This window comes from Zhengella mangrovi, assembly GCF_002727065.1.
Classification (GTDB): Bacteria; Pseudomonadota; Alphaproteobacteria; order Rhizobiales; family Rhizobiaceae; genus Zhengella; species Zhengella mangrovi.
On sequence record NZ_PDVP01000019.1, the window covers coordinates 36,304 to 55,892 of the forward strand.

The following is a 19,589-nucleotide window of genomic DNA, read 5'->3' on the forward strand; positions in this document are numbered from 1 at the left end:
CGCTGATGCCGCGCGTCCGCCTGGTTGACAGTGTAGGGTCCGGGCATTCGAAGAGAGATTGGTGAGGCGCTTTTCTTTGCGCCTCTTGCGACAAGTGGAGTGAATAGCCATGGCTGGTAGCGTCAACAAGGTCATCCTGGTGGGCAATCTGGGTGCCGATCCGGAGGTCCGCCGTCTCAATTCCGGCGATGCCGTGGTCAACATGCGCATAGCGACGTCGGAGTCATGGCGCGACAAGAATTCCGGCGAGCGCCGCGAGCGCACGGAATGGCACAATGTCGTCATCTTCAACGAACAGCTGGCCAAGGTGGCCGAGCAGTACCTGAAGAAAGGCATGAAAGTTTACCTGGAAGGCCAGTTGCAGACCCGCAAGTGGCAGGACCAGCAGGGCCAGGATCGGTACACGACCGAGATCGTCCTGCAGCGCTATCGCGGCGAGTTGCAGATGCTCGACAGCCGCGGGCAGGGCGGCGACCAGGGACAGGTCAGCTATGGCGGCGGCTCGCGCGGCGGGTCCGACTTCGGCTCGTCAGGGCCGTCGGGCGGCAGCAATTACGGCGGCGGCCAGCAGGGCGGCGGTTACTCGCGCGACCTCGACGACGAAATCCCGTTCTGAGGGCCGGCTGCGGGGGCATGGCGCAGCGTCTCGCCCATGTGCAACTCGTCGTGCCTGACTACGACCCGGCCATCGCCTTCTATTGCGGCGTGCTGGGCTTCGACCTGATCGAGGACAGTTACCAGCCGGAGCAGGACAAGCGCTGGGTGGTTGTGGCGCCGCCGGGCGGCGGCGCTTCGCTCGTCCTCGGGCGTGCCGGGTCGCCCGAGCAGGTTGCGGCCGTGGGTAACCAGGCCGGCGGGCGGGTCTTCCTGTTCCTGCAGACCGATGATTTCGCCCGCGACTACCGGCGATACGGCGAGGCGGGGGTCGAGTTCGCACGGCCGCCCAAGGAAATGGACTACGGCACCGTTGCGGTTTTTCGCGATCCGTTCGGCAATCTCTGGGACCTGATCCAGTTCGCAGACGGGCATCCGCTGGCGGGTGCCCTGGAGCCATGACCCATTCGTGACTGGCGCGTGTCCGGCACGGCCGTCATCATGGCGGCATGAAATCTCTGACTTTTGCCATCCTGATTTCCCTTTCTGCCGGTCCGGTCTTCGCCGGCCCGGCCGATGTCGTCGCGGTCCGCTACGACCAGGGCTCCGACGGGACCTATTCGTTTCATGTCACGGTCCGCCATGACGATGCGGGCTGGGATCATTATGCCGACCGGTGGCAGGTCCTTGGACCCGACGGGACGGTGCTCGGCGAACGGGTGCTGGCCCATCCGCACGACAACGAGCAGCCGTTCACCCGGAGCCAGTCGGGCATCGTCATTCCCGATGAGGTGGACGAAGTCACGGTGCGTGCCCACGACACGGTTCACGGGTGGAGCGGGCAGGAGGCGACCGTGGCGATGAAGGGCCGCTTCTGAGCGCGCCCTCTCACGCTTCTTCGCCCTGTCCCTGCCGGAAGATGCCCGCCGTCCAGGCCATGCACGTCAGGACGCGGCGAGCGCCTTCACGCCGTCGGCGACGAACTGCACTGCCAGAGCCGAGAGAATCACGCCGAGCAGGCGGGTCAGGATCGAGCGGCCGGTCTCGCCGAGCACCTTGTCGATGCGGTCGGCGAGCAGGAAGACGAACCATGTCAGCCCGATGATGGCGGCGATGATGCCGATCAGGGCGGCGCGCGGCCCGGGTTCGGAAAACTGGCCGGACAACAGGATGACGGCGGAAATGGCGCCGGGGCCGGCTATCAGCGGAATGGCCAGCGGAAACACGGCGACCTGGCGGATCTCGTCGGCGCTGATGGCGACTTCGGCCGTGTGCTCGTGGCGCTGCTGGCGTTTCTCGAAGATCATCTCGAAGGCAATCCAGAACAGCAGCAGCCCGCCGGCCACGCGGAAGGCGGGCAGGGTGATGCCGAAAACGGCGAGAATGCCGGCGCCTGCAAGGGCAAAGAGGGCGAGCAGGGCAAAGGCCAGCGCGGCGGCGCGCCAGGCCACCTGGTTGCGCTGGCTGCGATCCATGCCGTTCGTCACCGCCAGGAAGAGGGGGGCGAGGCCGGCGGGGTCGATGGTGACCAGCAATGTCACCACCGCGGTGGCCATCATGTCGTTGAACATCGCGAATCCGATCCCGTCTTCCGTTTGCCGGCCCGAAGCCTAGCCGGTTTTGGCGGCCGAATCGACCACGGTCGCGCGGCCGTTCCGCGTGCCCGGCGCATTCCTGCGCTCAGCTTTGGATAACTGCCCGGGAAATTGGAATGACCGGCCGGAATCCTATATACGGAAACAAGTGATTCCAACGTGATCGTGACACGCATTTGACTGATCAGCCAACACCTCCCGGGCTGCCCGAAGGCATCGAGCCCGTCTCCATCATCGAGGAGATGCAGCGCAGCTATCTCGACTACGCCATGAGCGTGATCGTGAGCCGTGCGCTGCCCGATGTCCGCGACGGCCTGAAGCCGGTTCACCGGCGCATTCTCTACGCGATGCACGAGGGCGGATTCCACTGGAACCGCAAATACGTGAAGTCGTCGCGCATCGTCGGCGACGTCATGGGTAAGTATCACCCGCACGGCGACGCGGCGATCTACGATGCCATGGTGCGCATGGCGCAGGACTGGTCGATGCGCGTGCCGCTCATCGACGGGCAGGGCAATTTCGGTTCCATCGACGGCGATCCGCCGGCGGCGATGCGCTACACCGAATCGCGTCTCGCCAAGGTGGCGCACGACCTGCTGGAGGATATCGACAAGGAAACCGTCGATTTCCAGGAGAACTACGATTCGTCCGGCTCCGAGCCCAAGGTTCTTCCGGCGCGCTTCCCCAACCTGCTGGTCAACGGCTCGGGCGGCATTGCCGTCGGCATGGCGACCAACATCCCGCCGCACAACCTCGGCGAACTGGTCGACGGCTGCGTCGCGCTGATGGACAACCCGGCCATCACGCTGCCGGAACTCATGGAGCACATTCCCGGCCCGGACTTTCCGACCGGGGCAATCGTGCTCGGCCGGTCCGGCATCCGTTCGGCCTACGAGACGGGCCGCGGGTCGATCATCATGCGCGGCCGCGCGCATATCGAAACCGTGCGTGCCGAGCGCGAGGCAATCGTTGTCACGGAAGTGCCGTACCAGGTCAACAAGGCCTCGATGATCGAGAAAATGGCCGAACTGGTCCGCGACAAGCGGATCGAGGGCATTTCTGACATCCGCGACGAATCCGACCGCCAGGGCTACCGCGTCGTCGTCGAACTGAAGCGCGACGCCAATGCGGACGTCGTGCTGAACCAGCTCTACCGCTACACGCCGCTGCAGACCTCGTTCGGCGCGAACATGGTGGCGCTCAACGGCGGCAAGCCGGAACTGATGACGCTGCTGGACATGCTCCGGGCGTTTGTCTCGTTCCGCGAGGAAGTGGTCAGCCGGCGGACGAAATACCTGCTGCGCAAGGCGCGCGAGCGGGCCCATGTGCTCGTCGGCCTGGCCATCGCCGTGGCGAATATCGACGAGGTGATCAAGCTGATCCGCCACGCGCCGGACCCGGCAACGGCGCGCGAGCAGTTGATGACGAGGCGCTGGCCGGCCCACGACGTGGCGCCGCTGATCCGGCTGATCGACGATCCGCGCCACAAGGTCAACGAAGACGGCACCTACAACCTCTCGGAAGAGCAGGCCCGCGCCATCCTCGACCTGCGGCTGCAGCGACTGACGGCGCTGGGGCGCGACGAAATCGCCGACGAGCTGAACAAGATCGGCGAGGAAATCCGCGACTATCTCGACATCCTGTCGTCGCGTGCCCGCATCCAGCAGATCGTCAAGGACGAGCTGACGGCGGTCAAGGACGAGTTCGGCACGCCGCGGCGTACCGAGCTGGCCGAGGGCGGCCCGGACATGGATGACGAGGACCTGATCGCGCGCGAGGACATGGTCGTCACCTTCAGCCACGAAGGCTATATCAAGCGCGTGCCGTTGTCGGTGTACCGGGCGCAGCGCCGTGGCGGCAAGGGCCGGTCCGGCATGTCGACCAAGGACGAGGATTTCGTCACCCGGCTGTTCGTGGCCAACACGCACACGCCGGTGCTGTTCTTCTCGTCGCGCGGGATCGTCTACAAGGAAAAGGTCTGGCGCCTGCCGGTCGGTACGCCGCAGTCGCGCGGGAAGTTCCTGCGCAACATGCTGCCGCTGCAGGACAACGAGCGTATCACCTCGATCCTGCCGCTGCCGGAGGACGAAGACAGCTGGGGCGAACTGGACGTGATGTTCGCCACGACGCGCGGGACCGTGCGGCGCAACAAGCTGTCCGACTTCGTCCAGGTCAACCGCAATGGCAAGATCGCCATGAAGCTGGATGACGAGGGCGACGAGATCCTGTCCGTCTCCACCTGCACGGAAGACGATGACGTGGTGCTCACCACGGCGGTGGGCCAGTGTATCCGGTTCCGGGTCACCGACGTGCGCGTGTTTGCCGGGCGCAACTCGATCGGCGTTCGGGGCATCGCGCTTGGCGAAGGCGACAGCGTCATCTCGATGGCCATCCTGGGCCATGTCGATGCGGAACCGTCGGAGCGCGCGGCCTATGTCAAGATCGCGGCTGCGGAACGGCGTTCGGCCCACGGTGACGAGGACGAACCGGCGGAAGGGCTGACCGGCGAGGACGCCGAGGCCGCTGAACTGTCGCCAGAACGGGTCGAGGAGTTGCGTGCACGCGAGCAGCACCTGCTGACCGTTTCCGAATTCGGCTACGGCAAGCGGTCGTCGTCCTACGAGTTCAGGATTTCAGGCAGGGGCGGCAAGGGCATCCGCGCGACCGACATCTCAAAGACCGAGGAAATCGGCCCTCTGGTTGCGATGTTCCCGGTGGAAGGCGGCGACCAGATCATGCTGGTCACCAATGCCGGCAAGGTCATCCGCGTGCCCGTCGAGGGCATCCGCTTCGCCAGCCGGGCGACCAAGGGCGTCACAATCTTCAAGACGGCCGAGGGCGAGCGCGTCGTTTCCGTCGAGCGGATATCCGAACCGGAACCTGAGGACGTCGAGGACGACGCTCCTGGAGGCGAATCGGATGGTCCGGTCGAAACCGGTGACGGTGAGGGTACGCCCGAGGCGTAACACCGTCAGTAGCGCCGGCTGGTGCGGTTGTAACCAAAGCGTGGCCGGATGCGTTCCGGCTGCGGCTCGGGTTTGAGGTCACCAACCAGGCCGATCACGGTGGCGATCAGCATGGCAACGGTCATGGCAGAGGCAAGCAGCACGATCATCATTGGCTTTCTCCTTGCTTACATGACGCATCAGAGCGCCAAAAGTTTCAAACAACGCTTTCGCAACATTGCGTGAGTTTGCTTGAATGGACCGTGATTGCTCCGTTCATCGGCCGTTCATACTGGCGGGTGAACCTTGCGCGAGGCCGATTGCCGGTTGAACACAGGGGCTTCGGACCTGCCTCGGACAGGGCCTGTCGATGCGATTTCATTTGCCTGGTTTTCCTGCACTCCTGCTGCGCCGGATGAGGCCGCCGGCAAGAAAAAGTTCTCGCTTTGCAGTATTTCGCGACCAGGGACGCGAAACCGGTTTCCACTTTCCCTGCAATTGATCTAGAAGCGCTGTCATGAGCGAGAAAAAAGCCATCTATGCGGGCTCGTTCGACCCGCTCACCAACGGTCACCTCGACGTGCTCCACGGCGCGCTGGCGCTGGCGGACACGGTCTTCGTTGCCATCGGCATTCATCCGGGCAAGAAGCCGCTTTTTTCCTTTGAAGAACGGCTGCGGCTGATCGAGGAAGTCGGGGAGGCCCAACTGGGAGCCGACCATGCCCGTCTGCGAGTCGTCGCCTTCGACGGTCTCGTCGTCGATGCGGCGCGGGCGCATGGCGCAACGATGATGATCCGCGGCCTGCGTGACGGGACCGATCTCGACTACGAAATGCAGATGGCGGGCATGAACGGGCAGATGGCCCCGGATATCGGCACGGTGTTCCTGCCGGCCAGCCCGGCCGTCCGGCATATCACCGCCACATTGGTACGCCAGATCGCGGCCATGGGCGGCGACATTTCCGGTTTCGTCCCGGGTGTCGTCGAGAAAGCCCTGAAATCGAAATTCTGATCCGATCGGAGAAATGACATCCATGTCCATCCTGCGCTTCGCTGCCGCAACGGCCCTTGCCGCTGCCATGAGCCTTTCGGCCCTTCCGGCTTTCGCCTCCAAGCTCGTCATCACGCTGAAGGACGGTGACGTCGTCATCGACCTGGCCGACAAGCTTGCGCCCAAGCATGTCGAGCGCATAAAGGCGCTGGCCGAATCGGGCGCCTACGACAACGTCGCCTTCCACCGCGTCATCGACGGCTTCATGGCGCAGACCGGCGACGTGCAGTTCGGCGACATGGAAGACGGCTTCGATCCGGGCCGCGTCGGAACCGGCGGTTCCGACATGCCGGATCTTCCGGCGGAGTTTTCCGACGCGCCGTTCGAGGAAGGCGTGGTCGGCATGGCGCGCTCGTCCAATCCGAACTCGGCCAATTCGCAGTTTTTCATCATGTTCGCACCGGCGCCGCACCTGAACGGCCAGTACACGGTGGTCGGCAAGGTCGAAAGCGGGATGGACCACGTTCATGCGATCAAGAAGGGCAGCCGGGCGGCCAATGGCTCGGTGGATGATCCTGACCGCATGATCAAGGTGCGCGTCGAAGAGTGAAATCACGAATCTGAACAGGAAGGTAGAGAGAATGGCTGAGATCAAGGATCCGGAAAACGCGCTGGTGATGGAAACCACGCAGGGCAAGGTCGTCATCGAGTTGTTCCCGGACCTGGCGCCCGGCCACGTCGGACGGATCAAGGAACTGGCGCGCGAAGGCGGCTATGACGGCGTTGTGTTTCACCGCGTCATCGACGGCTTCATGGCCCAGACCGGCGACGTGCGCTACGGCAAGAAGGGCGGCAAGGACTTCAACCCGGCGCGTGCCGGCATGGGCGGTTCCGACCGGCCCGACCTGAAGGCCGAGTTCTCAAACATGAACCACGGCCGTGGCACCTGCTCCATGGCACGGGCACAGAACCCGAACTCGGCCAATTCGCAGTTCTTCATCTGCTTCGAGGACGCCGGCTTCCTGAACCGCCAGTACACGGTCTGGGGCCAGGTCATCGAGGGGATGGAGAACGTCGACAAGATCAAGCGCGGCGAGCCCGTGCAGGATCCCGACTCCATCGTGTCGATGAAGGTCGCGGCCGATCTGTGATCGCCTTTCCGCTTGCTTTCGAGGGCGCCGGGCAACCGGCGCCTTTTTCATGTGCGGGCTTTGCCTGACCGTTCAAAGAGGCTATGTGCGCGGCCATGCGCGTTGACCTGTTCGATTTCGAGCTTCCCGAAACCTCCATTGCCCTGCGTCCGGCCGAACCGCGGGACGCGGCACGCATGCTGGTCGTGCGTCCGGGCGAGGGGCTGGAAGACTGCGGCGTGCTCGATCTCGCCGACCTGCTGGACCCCGGCGATGCGCTGGTTTTCAACGATACACGGGTCATCCCGGCGCAGCTGGAGGGGCTGCGCGTTCGCGATGGCGGGGAAGCGCGCGTCTCGGCGACGCTGCACATGCGCACCGGGCCTGACCGCTGGAAGGCCTTCCTCAAGCCCGGCAAGCGTGTAAAGGCCGGCGACCGGATCCGCTTCGGCCACGCCGGCAGCGCCTGCTTTCTCGGAACGCTGGATGCGACGGCCGGGGACAAGGGCGAGGGCGGCGACGTGGAACTGGTCTTCGACCTGTCCGGCCCGGCTCTGGACGAGGCGCTGCACGCGGTCGGTCACGTTCCGCTGCCGCCGTATATCGCGTCCAAGCGGGCGGAAGACGACCGCGACCGGTCCGACTACCAGACGATCTATGCCCGCGAGGAGGGCGCCGTTGCCGCGCCGACGGCCGGGCTGCATTTCACGCCGCGCCTCATGGAGCGGCTGGATGCGCGGGGCATCGAGCGCCATTTCGTGACACTGCATGTCGGCGCCGGGACGTTCCTGCCGGTCAAGGCCGATGACACCGGTGAGCACCGCATGCATGCCGAGATCGGCCACGTCAGCGCCGGGGCAGCCGAGGCGCTGAACGCGGTAAAGGCGCGGGGCGGGCGCATCGTTTCGGTGGGCACGACGTCGCTGCGACTGCTTGAGAGCGCCGCCGACGAGGCTGGTCGGCTGGATGCCTGGTCCGGTCCGACCGATATCTTCATCACGCCGGGTTACCGCTTCCGTTTCATTGACGTTCTGATGACGAATTTTCACCTGCCGCGGTCGACGCTGTTCATGCTGGTCTCGGCCTTCAGCGGTCTTGAGACGATGCATGCGGCCTATGACCATGCCATCGCGAGCGGATACCGCTTCTATTCCTACGGCGATTCCAGCCTGCTGTTCCGGAAGGACTGAACCATGAGCGAAACGTTCCAGTTCCGCCTTCTTGCGAGCGACGGCGGTGCGCGGCGCGGCGAAATCACCATGCCGCGCGGCACGATCCGCACCCCGGCCTTCATGCCGGTGGGTACGGGCGGCACGGTGAAGGCCATGTACATGGACCAGGTGCGGGAGCTCGGCGCCGACATCATCCTCGGCAATACCTATCACCTGATGCTGCGGCCGGGTGCGGAACGGGTCGCCCGCCTCGGAGGACTGCACGACTTCGCCCGCTGGCCTTACCCGATCCTGACCGACAGCGGCGGTTTCCAGGTGATGTCGCTGGCGGCGCTGCGGAAGCTGGATGAGCGGGGTGTCACCTTCAAGTCGCATATCGACGGCGTGAAGTACGATATGACGCCGGAACGGTCAATCGAGATCCAGGGCCTGCTCGATTCCGATATCCAGATGCAGCTCGACGAGTGCATTCGGCTGCCGGCGGAACGCGACGACGTGGAGCGAGCGATGGAGCTTTCGCTGCGCTGGGCGGACCGTTGCAAGGCCGCTTTCGGCGACCAGCCCGGAAAGGCGATGTTCGGCATCGTGCAGGGCGGCGACGTGCCGGACCTGCGGGTCCGCTCGGCGCAGGCGCTGGCCGCCATGGACCTGAAGGGCTACGCCGTCGGCGGGCTTGCCGTGGGTGAGCCGCAGGCGGTGATGCTGGAGATGCTGGAGGCGGTCTGCCCGGTTCTGCCGGCGGAGAAGCCGCGTTACCTGATGGGGGTCGGGACACCGGACGACATGCTGAAATCGGTGGCGCGCGGCATCGACATGTTCGACTGCGTGATGCCGACCCGGGCCGGGCGGCACGGGCTGGCCTACACAAGGTTCGGCAAGATCAACCTGCGCAACGCCCGCCATGCCGACGATCCGCGCCCGCTGGATGCCGAAAGCGATTGCCCGGCGGCGCGGGACTATTCCCGCGCCTACCTGCATCACCTGGTGCGCTCCGGCGAGGCGCTGGGCGGGATGCTGCTGACCTGGAACAACCTGGCCTATTACCAGCGCCTGATGCAGGGCGCGCGCGATGCCATCGAGGCCGGCCGCTACGGCAACTACGTGGCCCAAACCCAGGCCGGCTGGGAGCGTGGCGACCTGCCGGCACTCTGACGGCCCGCGGGCGCAAGTTTTTCCGGCAGGGCAGAACCGCGGCGCAACCGGATGCGTAACTGGTTCGGTTGTCCCGTCGAAGGAGCTCAGGGTCGTGAAATATGCCGTCGCCTATCTCGCTGCGCTCGTCATCTTTTTGGCCATGGACTTTGTCTGGCTTGGCTATGTCGCGCGCAATTTCTACTGGAGCCGGATGGACAGCCTGCTTCTCGACCAGCCGCGCATGGGCGTCGCGGCGGTCTTCTACCTGGTGTGGGTGGCCGGCCTGGTGTGGTTTGCACTGGTCCCCGCCATGGGCACCGGGCTTCTTTCGACGGCGCTGGTGAACGGAGCGCTGTTCGGCCTTTTCACCTATCTGACCTACAACGGGACCAATCTCGCGGTGCTGAAGGGATATGACCCGGTGATCGCGGTTACCGACACGAGCTGGGGCATGGTGGTCGGTGCGGTTTCCAGCGGTCTTGCCTTCGTCATCGTCCGGGCGCTCGGCCTGCTGGAGGCCGGGAACTGATCACGCGGTCGGCAGATCGGCCGCCTTCAGCGACACGCCGGCGATTTTCCATGTCCCGTCCGGCTGACGCTGCATGCGATAGATCGCCTTCCAGCCCTTGCCATCGCCATCGACCAGCAGGACTTCCTGCAGTACCGTGTCGCCGGCCATGGGGATCGACTGTCCGAACGAGTAGGACGAGGGCCGCCGCACCGGCTGGTAGCCCTGCTCGACCATGGACATGAAGCGCTCCACGGTCGGAAAGAGGCGCTTGATGTTCGGCGCCGCGTAGGCATAGGCACCCTTCGCGTCATCGGCGAGAAAGGCTTCGAGCTGACCCTTGATGGCCGACTGGGCCCCGGTCATGTCCGGCGTTTCCTGGGCCGACAGGGGCGTGGCGAGGAGACATGCGGCCGCCATCAGGAACATTCTCCGGCTTGCTGCATTGTCCATGTTCACCTCCCACATCTACAAGCATACCCTCACCAGTACGTATTCGATCACGATCCGGTTTCAAGCGCAGGCGAAATCGTCGGGGACCGGCCTTCATTCCGGACGTTTGTTGATCTAGACAAGGGGTGGATGCGTGAGTCGGACGGAGGGCGGGGTGTCGACCGAAGACTTGGATACCAAACCGGCGGAAGCCGAAGACACGGTGCCCGGTGCCGACATCTATGACGATGACGGCTACGTCCGCGCGTCCTATCTCGCCCACATCGGAGCGGCCATTGCGGATCGCGATACCGTCACGCTGAAGCGCGACGCGGGGGAACTGCACGAATCGGAACTGGCCGACCTGATCGAGGCCCTGATCCCCGACCAGCGCCGCGCGCTGGTGGAGTTGCTGGGATCCGATTTCGACCTTGCAGCGCTGACGGAAGTCGACGAGGCGATCCGGCTCGAAATCGTCGGATACCTGCCCAACGACCAGATCGCCCAGGCCGTTCAGGAACTGGATTCCGATGACGCGGTCTACATCCTGGAGGACCTCGAGGAAGAGGATCAGGACGAGATCCTGTCGCAACTGCCGTTCACCGAGCGCATTCGCCTGCGCCGGTCGCTGGACTATCCGGAAGAGACGGCCGGGCGGCGCATGCAGTCGGAATTCGTGGCCGTGCCGCCGTTCTGGACGGTCGGCCAGACCATCGACTACATGCGCGAGGACAAGGATCTGCCGGACAGTTTCTCGCAGGTCTTCGTCATCGATCCCACCTTCCGGCTTGTCGGTGCGGTCAATCTCGACCAGATCCTGCGCACCCAGCGCGGCACCAAGATCGAGGAGGTGATGCACGAAACGCGGCACGCCATCCCGGCCACGATGGACCAGGAAGAAGCGGCGCAGGTCTTCGAGCAATACGACCTCCTGTCCGCCGCCGTGGTGGACGAGAACGAGCGTCTTGTCGGCGTGCTGACCATCGATGACGTCGTCGACGTCATCCAGCAGGAGGCGGAAGAAGATATCAAGCGCATGGGCGGCGTCGGCGACGAAGAACTGTCGGACAGCGTCATGGAAACGGCCCGGTCGCGCTTCCTCTGGCTGCTGATCAACCTTGGAACCGCGGTGCTGGCCTCGCTGGTCATCGGCCTTTTCGACGCGACGATCGAGCAGATGGTGGCGCTGGCGGTGCTGATGCCGATCGTGGCCTCGATGGGCGGCAACGCGGCCACGCAGACCATGACCGTGGCGGTGCGCGCGCTCGCCACCCGCGACATCGACATCTACAACGCCGGCCGCGTCATACGCCGCGAAACCATGGTCGGCATGCTCAACGGGGTGCTCTTCGCGGCGATCATCGGCCTTGTCGCCGGCCTGTGGTTCGACAACCTCGGACTCGGCGCGGTCATCGCCATGGCGATGGTGGTCAACATGCTGGCCGCCGCGCTGGCAGGTATCCTCATCCCGCTGTTGCTGGACCGGGTGGGTGCGGACCCCGCGATTGCCTCGGGCGTTTTCGTGACGACGGTGACCGATGTCGTCGGATTCTTTGCCTTCCTGTCGTTTGCCGCCTGGTGGTTCTCGCTGCGCTGATCCGGGCGGAGGAAACGGCGGAACACGGCGGATAACCATGCGCGGCGCCGGCATTCCGGCGATACGGGACAGCCGGCAGCACCGGCAGATCGGCAATCGTTGAAAAATTTGACTTTTACGTAAGAGTTATGCAGTCTGCCTGACCAATGACTTGAAGGCGGGCGACCGGCATGCGTGAATTCTACACCATCACCGAATTGACCAAGGAGTTCGGGATTTCCACCCGGACGCTGCGGTTCTACGAGGACGAGGGGCTGATCCAGCCACACCGCAGGGGCCGCACGCGATTGTACCGTCCGGCGGACCGCCATCTCATCAAGCAGATCATGCGCGGCAAGCGGTTGGGTTTCTCCATCGCCGAGATTCGCGAGATCATCCAGATGTACAGGGAGCCGCCGGGCGAGGCGGGTCAACTGAAGACCATCATCTCCAAGATCGATGCCCGGCGCGAAGAACTGCGCCAGAAACGCCGTGACCTGGAAGAGACGCTGGCCGAGCTCGACCGCTCGGAAGAGGCCTGCCTGGAGCGGCTGGCCGAACTGGGCGTGACGACCTGACTCCCTGATTCTCCAAGGCCGTCACCGGCCGGAGGATCAGAACCAGCGCCGGACCTTTTTCATGTAGTCGCGATAAGGCTTGCCGAAGCGGTGGGCGAGATGGCGTTCCTCGCGCTCGATGGCGAGTTTCTGCGTTGCGAAGGCGGCGGCGAAGGCGAAGAGGATGAACCACGCGATGCCGGATACGAGACCGACACCGATGAGCAGCAGCGTGTTGCCGAGATAGATCGGGTTGCGGGACACCTTGTAGGGGCCCGACGCGACCAGGTGATCGGAGCGGCGATTTGGCCAGATGGTGGTCCGGGCGCGGTGCAGCGTCGCCATGGCCGAGAGGTCGAGGGCCAGTGCTGCCAGGATCACGACGCCGCCGGTGGCGAACAGCAGGTCGGAGAACGGGTGAGGAATCCAGCCGATGCCCAGCGGATAGGCGACCTGGGCAGCGATGGCCGCGAGGATGGCGATAGCGTAAAGAACCGGTGGCCAGGGAAACCGGTTCGGCCGTTCCAGGTCTGTCGTCATTGGCTTTGATCCCCCGTTGTATCCTGCGGACTTTCGCACAAGGCCCTTGCCGCGGCTACAGCGTCGTTTGCGCCGGCCGAGCGGTTGCCGCGCAACACCGGACCGAGCATGCCGCGCTGATCCAGTTCATCGAGCACGCAGAGGCACCAGGCGCGGCAGAATTCCTCGTCGTTCGTGGTCATGCACTGGGCTTCGCAGCCGGGCCTTGCGTCACCGACGGTCACCGCCGGCGGGAAAAGTTGCGCCCAGGTCCATACCATGGCGATCAGCACCGGCTGGTGGACCAGGTAGACGGCGAGGCTGTGCCGGCCCGGCCAGGCCAGCCATGCCGGCGTGCGGGCATTGAGCCTCGAGTTTCGCAGGGCCTCGAACCAGCCGCGGCTGCGGCCAAGCTGCGCCAGCGCCATGCCGGCGAGGACCGCCCCTGTCCAGGGAAACACCGGCACGTAGTCGTTCGACATGGGCGGCAGCGGCGCCAGGCCGACCCACCAAAGCCAGGGGGAGGCGAACAGCGGGTCGCGAAAGACGGCGGGCAGGGCGACGATGGCGGCCGCGGCCACGGCGGTCACGACCCAGGGCAGGCGGAGGAAGGCAAGGCCGATCACGCTCGCGAGCGCGATCTGGTGGAGGATCCCGAAGAATATGTAGGTGTCCGGCATGGCATACCATGTCGCCACCGTGATCAGCGCGGCGGCGGCGGACACCCTGAGCAGCCGGTCGAGCCACGGGCGCCAGCGCAGGCCACGGCCGTGGCCAAGCACGAGAGAGATGCCGGCCAGCACCAGGAAGGAGGTGGCTATCGAGCGCGCAAAGACCTTCCATGCGCCGAAACCGGCGGTGCCGCTCTCGACATAGCCGAAATATTCCAGATCCCAGGTGAAGTGGTAGACCGCCATGGCGACCAGCGCGACCGCCCGGGCGGCATCGATCGCCACGATGCGCCCCTTGCCCGTTTGCGGTGATGCCATAAACTGCTGTTCAACCATGACTGACAGGTATTTCAACCGGGTGCGTCCCGGTCAATCGACAAAACGGGAAAGGAACCATCATGCACAGGGTTGAGGCGAACGGGGCATCCATTCCAGCCATCGGAATGGGGACATGGACGCTGGAAGGCGATCATTGCGCCGAGATGGTCGCCGAGGCATTGCGGGTCGGCTACCGCCACATCGATACGGCCGCCAAGTACGGCAACGAGGCTGCCGTGGGAGCGGGTCTGCGCGCTTCCGGCATGGCGCGCGACGACTATTTTCTCACCACCAAGGTCTGGTTCACGGATATCGCGGATGGCGACCTTCAGCGTTCGGCAGAGGCAAGCCTCGAGCGCCTCGGCGTCGATGCCGTCGACCTGCTGCTGATCCACTGGCCCAACCCGGCCATTCCGCTGGCCGATTCGATTCGGGCGCTGAACGCGGTGAAGGCGGCCGGTATGGCGCGGCACATCGGCGTCTCGAACTTCCCCACGGCGCTGCTCGCCGAGGCGCTGCATCTTTCGGGCGAACCGCTGGTCTGCAACCAGGTCGAGTACCATCCGTATCTCGACCAGGACAAGATGCTCGCCATGGTGCGTACCAACGGAATGGCGCTCACGTCCTACTGCCCGCTTTATCGCGGCGGCGCGCTCTTCGATGAGCCCGCGGTACGGGATGCCGCCAGCTCCCATGGCCGCACGCCGGGCCAGATCGTGCTGCGCTGGCACGTGCAGCAGGACAGCGTGATCGCCATTCCGCGCACGTCGAAGCCCGAGCGGCTTTCCGAAAACCTGTCGGTTTTCGATTTTGCGCTGACGGACGGCGAGATGGCCGCCATCTCGGCGCTGCGGAAGCGGCATGAGCGGATCTGCGACTTCGACTTCTCGCCCGTCTGGGATGCCGCATGAGCCAATCCCTTGCCGACCTGGTTGCCGCGCTGGGGCGCAACATCGAGAGCCTGATCGGCTCGATCGATCCGCTCTGGTCCGGCATCCAGGTGGCAATCGCGGCCTGGGTCTTCCTGGTGGCCTGGCTGGTCTCGCTGCGCGTGGAGCCGGCGCTGGAAGAACGGGCGCGGCGCATCAAGGGGCATCCGGGGCTGCTTCGCATGGTGGTCGCGTTCCTGCGGCGCAGCGAGTGGGTCCTGTTCATCGCCGCCATGGCGGTCACGCTTTCGATCATGCGGGCCGTCACGTGGCCGAGCCGCTCCTGGCTGATTTCGCTCATTCTTTCGCTGGCGACGCTCTGGCTCGTCATCTCGGTGCTGTCGCGCGTGATCCGCAACCGGACCTTCGCCCGGACGGTTGCCTATGCCGGCTGGATCTGGGCGGCCATCCTCGTCCTCGGGGTCTCGACACAGGTCCACGACCTGCTGGACAGCCTGGCGCTGACGATCGGCTCGGCCCGCATATCGCTCTGGTTCGCGATGCAGTCGCTGTTTGCGCTGGGGATCACGCTCTGGCTGGCGACGGGCATCGGCAATTTTCTCGACCAGCGTCTGCAGCGCAGCGACGACCTGACGCCGTCACTGCGGGTGCTTCTGGGCAAGGTCGTCAAGATTGCCCTGGTGCTCCTGGCGAGTGCTGTCGCGCTGTCCTCGCTCGGCATCGACCTGACGGCGCTGACCGTCTTTTCCGGCGCCGTCGGCGTGGGGCTCGGCTTTGGCCTGCAGAAGGTGGTGTCGAATTTCATCAGCGGAATCATCATCCTGCTGGACCGGTCGATCAAGCCGGGCGACACGATATCGCTGGGCGAAACCTTCGGATGGATTCGCGAACTCAGGGCCCGCTTCGTCTCGGTGGTGACGCGTGACGGCAAGGAATACCTGATCCCCAACGAGGAGTTCATCACCAACCGGGTGGTCAACTGGTCGTTCACGGACCAGCTCGTACGCCTCGATGTCGACTTCGGGGTGTCCTATGATTCCGATCCGCACGAGGTGTCGCGGCTCGCCATCGAGGCCTGCAAGGGAGCGGCACCGCGCGTGCAGTCGCATCCTTCCCCGGTATGCTGGCTGATCGGTTTCGGCGACAGTTCGCTCGATTTCGTACTGCGGTTCTGGATCGCGGATCCGCAGGCGGGGCTGACGAACGTCCGCGGCGCGGTGATGATGGCGCTGTGGGACACGTTCAAGGCGAACGGCGTGGGCATCCCGTTCCCGCATCGCGAGATCATCATGCGCACGCCAGTCGAGGTCACGGGCATGGAGCCGGGTGAGCCGGCAACCGCCCGGCGGCGCACAACGAGGCAAAAGGACTGACCCGCCCGATGTTCTTCTACCTGTCGAAGATCCTGTGGTTCCTCATCCAGCCGGTCGGCCTGCTGTTCGTCTTCATGCTGCTGACCGGCTTTTCGGCGCTGCTCGACTGGAAGCGGATGACGGTGCTGCTGTCATCGGCCGGCCTTGTGCTGCTGGTCGTGTGCGCGTGGACCAATGTCGGGCAGATGCTCCTGAATCCGCTGGAAGAGCGCTTCCCGCGGCCCGATCCGGTGCCGGATACCGTCACGGGCGTCATTATCCTCGGCGGCGGCATGGCGGGGGCGGTCAATCTGGCGCGCGGCGGCCACGAGCTGGAAGACGCCGGCGACCGGTTCGTCGAGGGCGCGATCCTCGCGCGGCGCTATCCGCAGGCCCGTATCGTCATCTCGGGCGGCTCCGGGGCGCTGATCGGCGAAGGCGAGGGAGACGCGGCGAGCGGCGAACGGCTGATGACGGCCCTTGGCGTGAGCGAAGACCGGCTGCTGCTGGAAAACCGCTCGCGCAACACCGACGAGAACGCCCGGTTCACCCGCGACCTCGTCAAGCCGGGGAGCGGTGAAACCTGGCTGCTCGTCACCTCGGCCTTCCACATGCCCCGCGCGATGGCCCTGTTCCGCAAGGCGGGTTTCGACGTCGTGGCCTGGCCGGTGGACTACCGGACGCCCGGACCGCGCGGCCTCGCCTTTGCCCGCCGTTCGCCCACCGATGCTCTGGACGAGACGACACTTGGGCTTCGTGAGTGGATCGGACTCGCCGCCTACTACATGACCGGCCGGATACCTCAGCTGTTCCCGTCGCCCTGATCTCCCGGCAGGGTGATGCGATAGACGCCCTTGAAATTGTCGGGATCGACCGGCTTTCCCTTGCGCAGGATCACAATGTCGCCGCCGCGCGCCATGGTCACGGCAACGTCCCGGATCGGTTTCATCAGCCGCCTCCACTGCTTCTCGTCCGGTCCGGCGAGCGCGCGCGCGGCCTCGGACGGGCAGATCGACTTGCCCCGACCTCGGTCCCCTGCAAGCGAGAGAATGGTGTCGCGCAACTGTTGCCTGGTCGTCGTTGTCATGTCCGCTCCTGGTATGGCGCTGGTCGCGCCGTCGGGCCCAGCGCCTAATGCATCGCGAGACGAATCGCCAGTCCCGCGGCGCAATCAGCGGGCAGGCCGGTCCGCAATTCGATCCCGGTGCCGCCGCGATCCCGCCACACGTGTTACAGATCTGTTAATTTCCGTGATCGAAGTTATGGCATTCGTTTCAACGCCTTAGATCGCTCTTTCCTGGGGCGGAAAACAGGACGGACATCTTTGCGCCTTTTTTGGCCTTGCATCGCGGGCCGCGGAGGCGTATCCGTCCGCTCCACGGATCGCGGATGCCACCTTGCAGGCAGCGATCATAGGGGTAACAGCAAGACAGGATCATCATGGACGAAACCGTTCAGAAAAGCTGCTGGGGCGTCACCGCCTGGGCAGTGGCAGCGTTTGCCGGCGTCATTCTGCTGGCTTGGCTGTTCAGTGGTGCGGAGACCGTTGCCGTCGTCGCGGCAAGCTGAAACTCAGACAAACGGAATTCACGGAAAATGCCGGTGCTGAATGCGCCGGCATTTTTCGTTTCAATGTCGCCAATGGCGCAGCCGATGGCGGTTCCGGCCCTGAAAATACCGGCGCGTCACGGCAGCATCGCGCCAATGCCGGAAAGGCGACACGTTTGAGGGATGCTGATGTTCCTGTCGGTTTTCGACCTGTTCAAGATCAGTCTCGGTCCGTCCAGTTCCCACACGATGGGGCCGATGAACGCTGCGGCCCGTTTCCTGGCGGATGTGCGTGACGGCGCCTGGCCGCGCCCGGCGGGTGTCACGGTCGAGCAACTGTCGGCCAGTCTCCACGGATCACTCGCCTTCACGGCCAAGGGCCATGCGACGGACCGCGCCGTCCTGCTGGGGCTGGACGGGCACATACCCGCGGAGATCGACCCCGACGAAGCCGACCGGGCCGTCGCGCGCATCGAGGCAGAACGCATGGTGCGGCCGGCCGGCCATCCGGCCTATCGCTTCGACCCGGCCCACGATCTCGTGATCGACCGCCAGACGGCGCTGCCCGGCCATGCGAACGGCATGGTGTTCAATGCGCATGACGGCGATGGCCGCGTCCTGCTTCGCCGGGTGTATTATTCGATCGGCGGCGGTTTCGTCGTGACGGAGGACGAACTGAACACCGTCCACAGCGGTCCCGGTCCCGAAGGCGGGCCAGGCACGCCGTTTCCGTTTTCCTCGTCGGCGGAAATGCTGGCCATGGCGCGGGAAAGCGGGCTTTCGATTTCCGCCATGAAACGGGCCAACGAAGAGGCGCGGATGGACCGCGGATCGCTCGACGCCGGTCTCGACCGGGTCTGGAAAGCCATGGATTCCTGCATCGAGCGCGGCCTTTCGGCGACCGGTACGCTGCCGGGCGGGCTGAATGTCCGCCGCCGGGCCGCCGCGATGCATGCGCGGCTGTCGGACGAAAGCCGGTCCAACCGCTACAGCCCGACGGCTTCGAATGACTGGCTTTCCGTCTACGCGATGGCGGTCAACGAGGAAAATGCCGCCGGCGGCAAGGTGGTGACCGCGCCGACCAACGGGGCAGCCGGTGTGGTGCCCGCGGTGCTGAAATACGCCATGCGTTTCCACGAAACCATGGATGCGGCGGCGCGGCGCGAATTCCTGCTGACCGCGGCGGCGATTGGCGGCCTGATCAAGCACAACGCTTCGATCTCGGGCGCCGAGGTGGGATGCCAGGGAGAGGTGGGCTCGGCCTCGGCCATGGCTGCAGCCGGGCTTGCCGCGGTCATGGGCGGTACGCCGGAGCAGGTTGAGAACGCGGCGGAAATCGCGCTTGAACACCATCTCGGCATGACCTGCGACCCGGTGGCCGGCCTCGTGCAGGTGCCCTGTATCGAGCGCAACGCGCTCGGCGCGGTCAAGGCGATGACGGCGGCATCGCTTGCCCTCCACGGTGACGGGCAACACTTCGTCTCGCTCGACGCCTGCATCCGCACCATGGCGGAGACTGGGCGTGACATGGACAGCCGGTACAAGGAAACCGCGCTCGGCGGTCTCGCCGTCAACGTCCCGGAGTGCTGACGCCCACCTGTGGAGAACATGTCAGCGAGTGCTTGAACGCGGGCAGGGGACCGATAGATAGTTGTCG

23 protein-coding genes are annotated in these 19,589 nt (G+C 65.1%); 17 read left to right on the forward strand and 6 right to left on the reverse strand.

The annotated features are described in order from the left end of the window. Window positions 1-109 precede the first annotated feature (109 nt). The 3 genes from CSC94_RS21160 to CSC94_RS21170 are packed head-to-tail and all read left to right on the forward strand — an operon-like array spanning window position 110 to window position 1,472. Window positions 110-616: a single-stranded DNA-binding protein gene (locus CSC94_RS21160; protein ID WP_099308374.1), complete on the forward strand. Its 507-nt coding sequence runs from the start codon at window positions 110-112 to the stop codon at window positions 614-616. 17 nt (window positions 617-633) lie between these two features. Beyond that, window positions 634-1,056 carry a VOC family protein gene (locus CSC94_RS21165; protein ID WP_099308375.1) on the forward strand — a complete coding sequence of 141 codons (423 nt, stop codon included), beginning with the start codon at window positions 634-636 and terminating at the stop codon, window positions 1,054-1,056. Window positions 1,057-1,103: 47 nt separating this feature from the next. After that, the gene (locus CSC94_RS21170; protein ID WP_099308376.1) at window positions 1,104-1,472 is read left to right on the forward strand and encodes a hypothetical protein; all 369 of its coding nucleotides are present in this window, start codon (window positions 1,104-1,106) and stop codon (window positions 1,470-1,472) included. A gap of 66 nt (window positions 1,473-1,538) precedes the next feature. On the opposite strand, the gene CSC94_RS21175 is transcribed toward CSC94_RS21170, so the two are convergent. Continuing rightward, complete coding sequence (locus tag CSC94_RS21175; RefSeq protein WP_099308377.1) at window positions 1,539-2,165, reverse strand: MarC family protein; 627 nt, start codon at window positions 2,163-2,165, stop codon at window positions 1,539-1,541. Between the two features lie 200 nt (window positions 2,166-2,365). Here CSC94_RS21175 and gyrA point away from each other — a divergent pair, with 200 nt between their 5' ends. Beyond that, the gene (gyrA, locus tag CSC94_RS21180; protein ID WP_099308378.1) at window positions 2,366-5,155 is read left to right on the forward strand and encodes a DNA gyrase subunit A; all 2,790 of its coding nucleotides are present in this window, start codon (window positions 2,366-2,368) and stop codon (window positions 5,153-5,155) included. A gap of 5 nt (window positions 5,156-5,160) precedes the next feature. Here gyrA and CSC94_RS24705 read toward each other — a convergent pair whose 3' ends face one another. Next, the gene (locus CSC94_RS24705) at window positions 5,161-5,307 is read right to left on the reverse strand and encodes a hypothetical protein (RefSeq protein WP_099308379.1); all 147 of its coding nucleotides are present in this window, start codon (window positions 5,305-5,307) and stop codon (window positions 5,161-5,163) included. A 344-nt stretch (window positions 5,308-5,651) separates the two neighbouring features. Between CSC94_RS24705 and coaD the strand changes: the two genes are divergently transcribed. From coaD to CSC94_RS21215, 6 genes are all read left to right on the forward strand, one after another. Further along, complete coding sequence (coaD, locus tag CSC94_RS21190) at window positions 5,652-6,146, forward strand: pantetheine-phosphate adenylyltransferase (protein WP_099308380.1); 495 nt, start codon at window positions 5,652-5,654, stop codon at window positions 6,144-6,146. Between the two features lie 22 nt (window positions 6,147-6,168). Beyond that, entirely contained in the window at window positions 6,169-6,735 is a 567-nt protein-coding gene (locus tag CSC94_RS21195) for a peptidylprolyl isomerase (protein ID WP_099308381.1), read from the forward strand. Between the two features lie 31 nt (window positions 6,736-6,766). After that, window positions 6,767-7,276 carry a peptidylprolyl isomerase gene (locus CSC94_RS21200; RefSeq protein ID WP_099308382.1) on the forward strand — a complete coding sequence of 170 codons (510 nt, stop codon included), beginning with the start codon at window positions 6,767-6,769 and terminating at the stop codon, window positions 7,274-7,276. Window positions 7,277-7,371: 95 nt separating this feature from the next. After that, entirely contained in the window at window positions 7,372-8,445 is a 1,074-nt protein-coding gene (gene queA / locus CSC94_RS21205; RefSeq protein WP_099308427.1) for a tRNA preQ1(34) S-adenosylmethionine ribosyltransferase-isomerase QueA, read from the forward strand. Between the two features lie 3 nt (window positions 8,446-8,448). Beyond that, window positions 8,449-9,579: a tRNA guanosine(34) transglycosylase Tgt gene (tgt, locus tag CSC94_RS21210; protein ID WP_099308383.1), complete on the forward strand. Its 1,131-nt coding sequence runs from the start codon at window positions 8,449-8,451 to the stop codon at window positions 9,577-9,579. A gap of 94 nt (window positions 9,580-9,673) precedes the next feature. Continuing rightward, on the forward strand, window positions 9,674-10,090 hold the full coding sequence (locus tag CSC94_RS21215; RefSeq protein WP_205853383.1) for a DUF2177 family protein: 417 nt from the start codon (window positions 9,674-9,676) through the stop codon (window positions 10,088-10,090). Here the strand turns inward: CSC94_RS21215 and CSC94_RS21220 are convergent, their stop codons facing one another. Then, entirely contained in the window at window positions 10,091-10,522 is a 432-nt protein-coding gene (locus CSC94_RS21220) for a DUF4864 domain-containing protein (RefSeq protein WP_165784543.1), read from the reverse strand. 154 nt (window positions 10,523-10,676) lie between these two features. Between CSC94_RS21220 and mgtE the strand changes: the two genes are divergently transcribed. Then, window positions 10,677-12,098 (forward strand): magnesium transporter, encoded by a 1,422-nt coding sequence (gene mgtE / locus CSC94_RS21225; RefSeq protein WP_245408452.1) that lies wholly within the window; start codon window positions 10,677-10,679, stop codon window positions 12,096-12,098. 170 nt (window positions 12,099-12,268) lie between these two features. After that, the gene (locus tag CSC94_RS21230) at window positions 12,269-12,655 is read left to right on the forward strand and encodes a MerR family transcriptional regulator (RefSeq protein WP_099308386.1); all 387 of its coding nucleotides are present in this window, start codon (window positions 12,269-12,271) and stop codon (window positions 12,653-12,655) included. A 36-nt stretch (window positions 12,656-12,691) separates the two neighbouring features. Here CSC94_RS21230 and CSC94_RS21235 read toward each other — a convergent pair whose 3' ends face one another. Further along, complete coding sequence (locus CSC94_RS21235; protein WP_099308387.1) at window positions 12,692-13,174, reverse strand: methyltransferase family protein; 483 nt, start codon at window positions 13,172-13,174, stop codon at window positions 12,692-12,694. Continuing rightward, on the reverse strand, window positions 13,171-14,142 hold the full coding sequence (locus CSC94_RS21240; protein ID WP_165784544.1) for a heparan-alpha-glucosaminide N-acetyltransferase: 972 nt from the start codon (window positions 14,140-14,142) through the stop codon (window positions 13,171-13,173). The genes CSC94_RS21235 and CSC94_RS21240 overlap by 4 nt, the downstream gene beginning before the upstream one ends. Window positions 14,143-14,222: 80 nt before the next feature. Between CSC94_RS21240 and CSC94_RS21245 the strand changes: the two genes are divergently transcribed. From CSC94_RS21245 to CSC94_RS21255, 3 genes are read left to right on the forward strand one after another with little or no spacing between them, the layout of a single operon-like run. Continuing rightward, window positions 14,223-15,053 (forward strand): aldo/keto reductase, encoded by an 831-nt coding sequence (locus CSC94_RS21245; protein ID WP_099308389.1) that lies wholly within the window; start codon window positions 14,223-14,225, stop codon window positions 15,051-15,053. Further along, a complete protein-coding gene (locus CSC94_RS21250; protein ID WP_099308390.1) occupies window positions 15,050-16,405 on the forward strand; it encodes a mechanosensitive ion channel family protein in 1,356 nt (451 codons plus the stop codon). The genes CSC94_RS21245 and CSC94_RS21250 overlap by 4 nt, the downstream gene beginning before the upstream one ends. A gap of 8 nt (window positions 16,406-16,413) precedes the next feature. Continuing rightward, entirely contained in the window at window positions 16,414-17,208 is a 795-nt protein-coding gene (locus CSC94_RS21255; RefSeq protein WP_099308391.1) for a YdcF family protein, read from the forward strand. On the opposite strand, the gene CSC94_RS21260 is transcribed toward CSC94_RS21255, so the two are convergent. Further along, window positions 17,187-17,471: a DUF3253 domain-containing protein gene (locus tag CSC94_RS21260; protein WP_099308392.1), complete on the reverse strand. Its 285-nt coding sequence runs from the start codon at window positions 17,469-17,471 to the stop codon at window positions 17,187-17,189. The two genes, CSC94_RS21255 and CSC94_RS21260, sit on opposite strands and share 22 nt — an antisense overlap. Before the next feature lie 353 nt (window positions 17,472-17,824). On the opposite strand from CSC94_RS21260, the gene CSC94_RS25190 reads away from it, so the two are divergent. Both CSC94_RS25190 and CSC94_RS21265 read left to right on the forward strand, forming a co-directional pair. Beyond that, window positions 17,825-17,953 (forward strand): hypothetical protein, encoded by a 129-nt coding sequence (locus CSC94_RS25190; RefSeq protein ID WP_280950003.1) that lies wholly within the window; start codon window positions 17,825-17,827, stop codon window positions 17,951-17,953. A 168-nt stretch (window positions 17,954-18,121) separates the two neighbouring features. Next, entirely contained in the window at window positions 18,122-19,522 is a 1,401-nt protein-coding gene (locus CSC94_RS21265) for an L-serine ammonia-lyase (RefSeq protein WP_099308429.1), read from the forward strand. The last annotated feature ends 67 nt before the right edge of the window (window positions 19,523-19,589 follow it).

Bases quoted from the DNA above. Each gene is read 5' to 3' on its own strand.
- CSC94_RS25190 (WP_280950003.1), top strand. From the start codon at position 17,825: ATGGACGAAACCGTTCAGAAAAGCTGCTGGGGCGTCACCGCCTGGGCA.
- CSC94_RS21230 (WP_099308386.1), top strand. From the start codon at position 12,269: ATGCGTGAATTCTACACCATCACCGAATTGACCAAGGAGTTCGGGATT.
- CSC94_RS21200 (WP_099308382.1), top strand. From the start codon at position 6,767: ATGGCTGAGATCAAGGATCCGGAAAACGCGCTGGTGATGGAAACCACG.
- CSC94_RS21260 (WP_099308392.1), bottom strand. From the start codon at position 17,471: ATGACAACGACGACCAGGCAACAGTTGCGCGACACCATTCTCTCGCTT.
- CSC94_RS24705 (WP_099308379.1), bottom strand. From the start codon at position 5,307: ATGATGATCGTGCTGCTTGCCTCTGCCATGACCGTTGCCATGCTGATC.
- CSC94_RS21245 (WP_099308389.1), top strand. From the start codon at position 14,223: ATGCACAGGGTTGAGGCGAACGGGGCATCCATTCCAGCCATCGGAATG.
- CSC94_RS21170 (WP_099308376.1), top strand. From the start codon at position 1,104: ATGAAATCTCTGACTTTTGCCATCCTGATTTCCCTTTCTGCCGGTCCG.
- CSC94_RS21240 (WP_165784544.1), bottom strand. From the start codon at position 14,142: ATGGCATCACCGCAAACGGGCAAGGGGCGCATCGTGGCGATCGATGCC.
- CSC94_RS21160 (WP_099308374.1), top strand. From the start codon at position 110: ATGGCTGGTAGCGTCAACAAGGTCATCCTGGTGGGCAATCTGGGTGCC.
- CSC94_RS21265 (WP_099308429.1), top strand. From the start codon at position 18,122: ATGTTCCTGTCGGTTTTCGACCTGTTCAAGATCAGTCTCGGTCCGTCC.
- CSC94_RS21255 (WP_099308391.1), top strand. From the start codon at position 16,414: ATGTTCTTCTACCTGTCGAAGATCCTGTGGTTCCTCATCCAGCCGGTC.
- CSC94_RS21250 (WP_099308390.1), top strand. From the start codon at position 15,050: ATGAGCCAATCCCTTGCCGACCTGGTTGCCGCGCTGGGGCGCAACATC.
- CSC94_RS21195 (WP_099308381.1), top strand. From the start codon at position 6,169: ATGTCCATCCTGCGCTTCGCTGCCGCAACGGCCCTTGCCGCTGCCATG.
- CSC94_RS21220 (WP_165784543.1), bottom strand. From the start codon at position 10,522: ATGGACAATGCAGCAAGCCGGAGAATGTTCCTGATGGCGGCCGCATGT.
- CSC94_RS21165 (WP_099308375.1), top strand. From the start codon at position 634: ATGGCGCAGCGTCTCGCCCATGTGCAACTCGTCGTGCCTGACTACGAC.
- CSC94_RS21175 (WP_099308377.1), bottom strand. From the start codon at position 2,165: ATGTTCAACGACATGATGGCCACCGCGGTGGTGACATTGCTGGTCACC.
- queA (WP_099308427.1), top strand. From the start codon at position 7,372: ATGCGCGTTGACCTGTTCGATTTCGAGCTTCCCGAAACCTCCATTGCC.
- tgt (WP_099308383.1), top strand. From the start codon at position 8,449: ATGAGCGAAACGTTCCAGTTCCGCCTTCTTGCGAGCGACGGCGGTGCG.
- CSC94_RS21235 (WP_099308387.1), bottom strand. From the start codon at position 13,174: ATGACGACAGACCTGGAACGGCCGAACCGGTTTCCCTGGCCACCGGTT.
- coaD (WP_099308380.1), top strand. From the start codon at position 5,652: ATGAGCGAGAAAAAAGCCATCTATGCGGGCTCGTTCGACCCGCTCACC.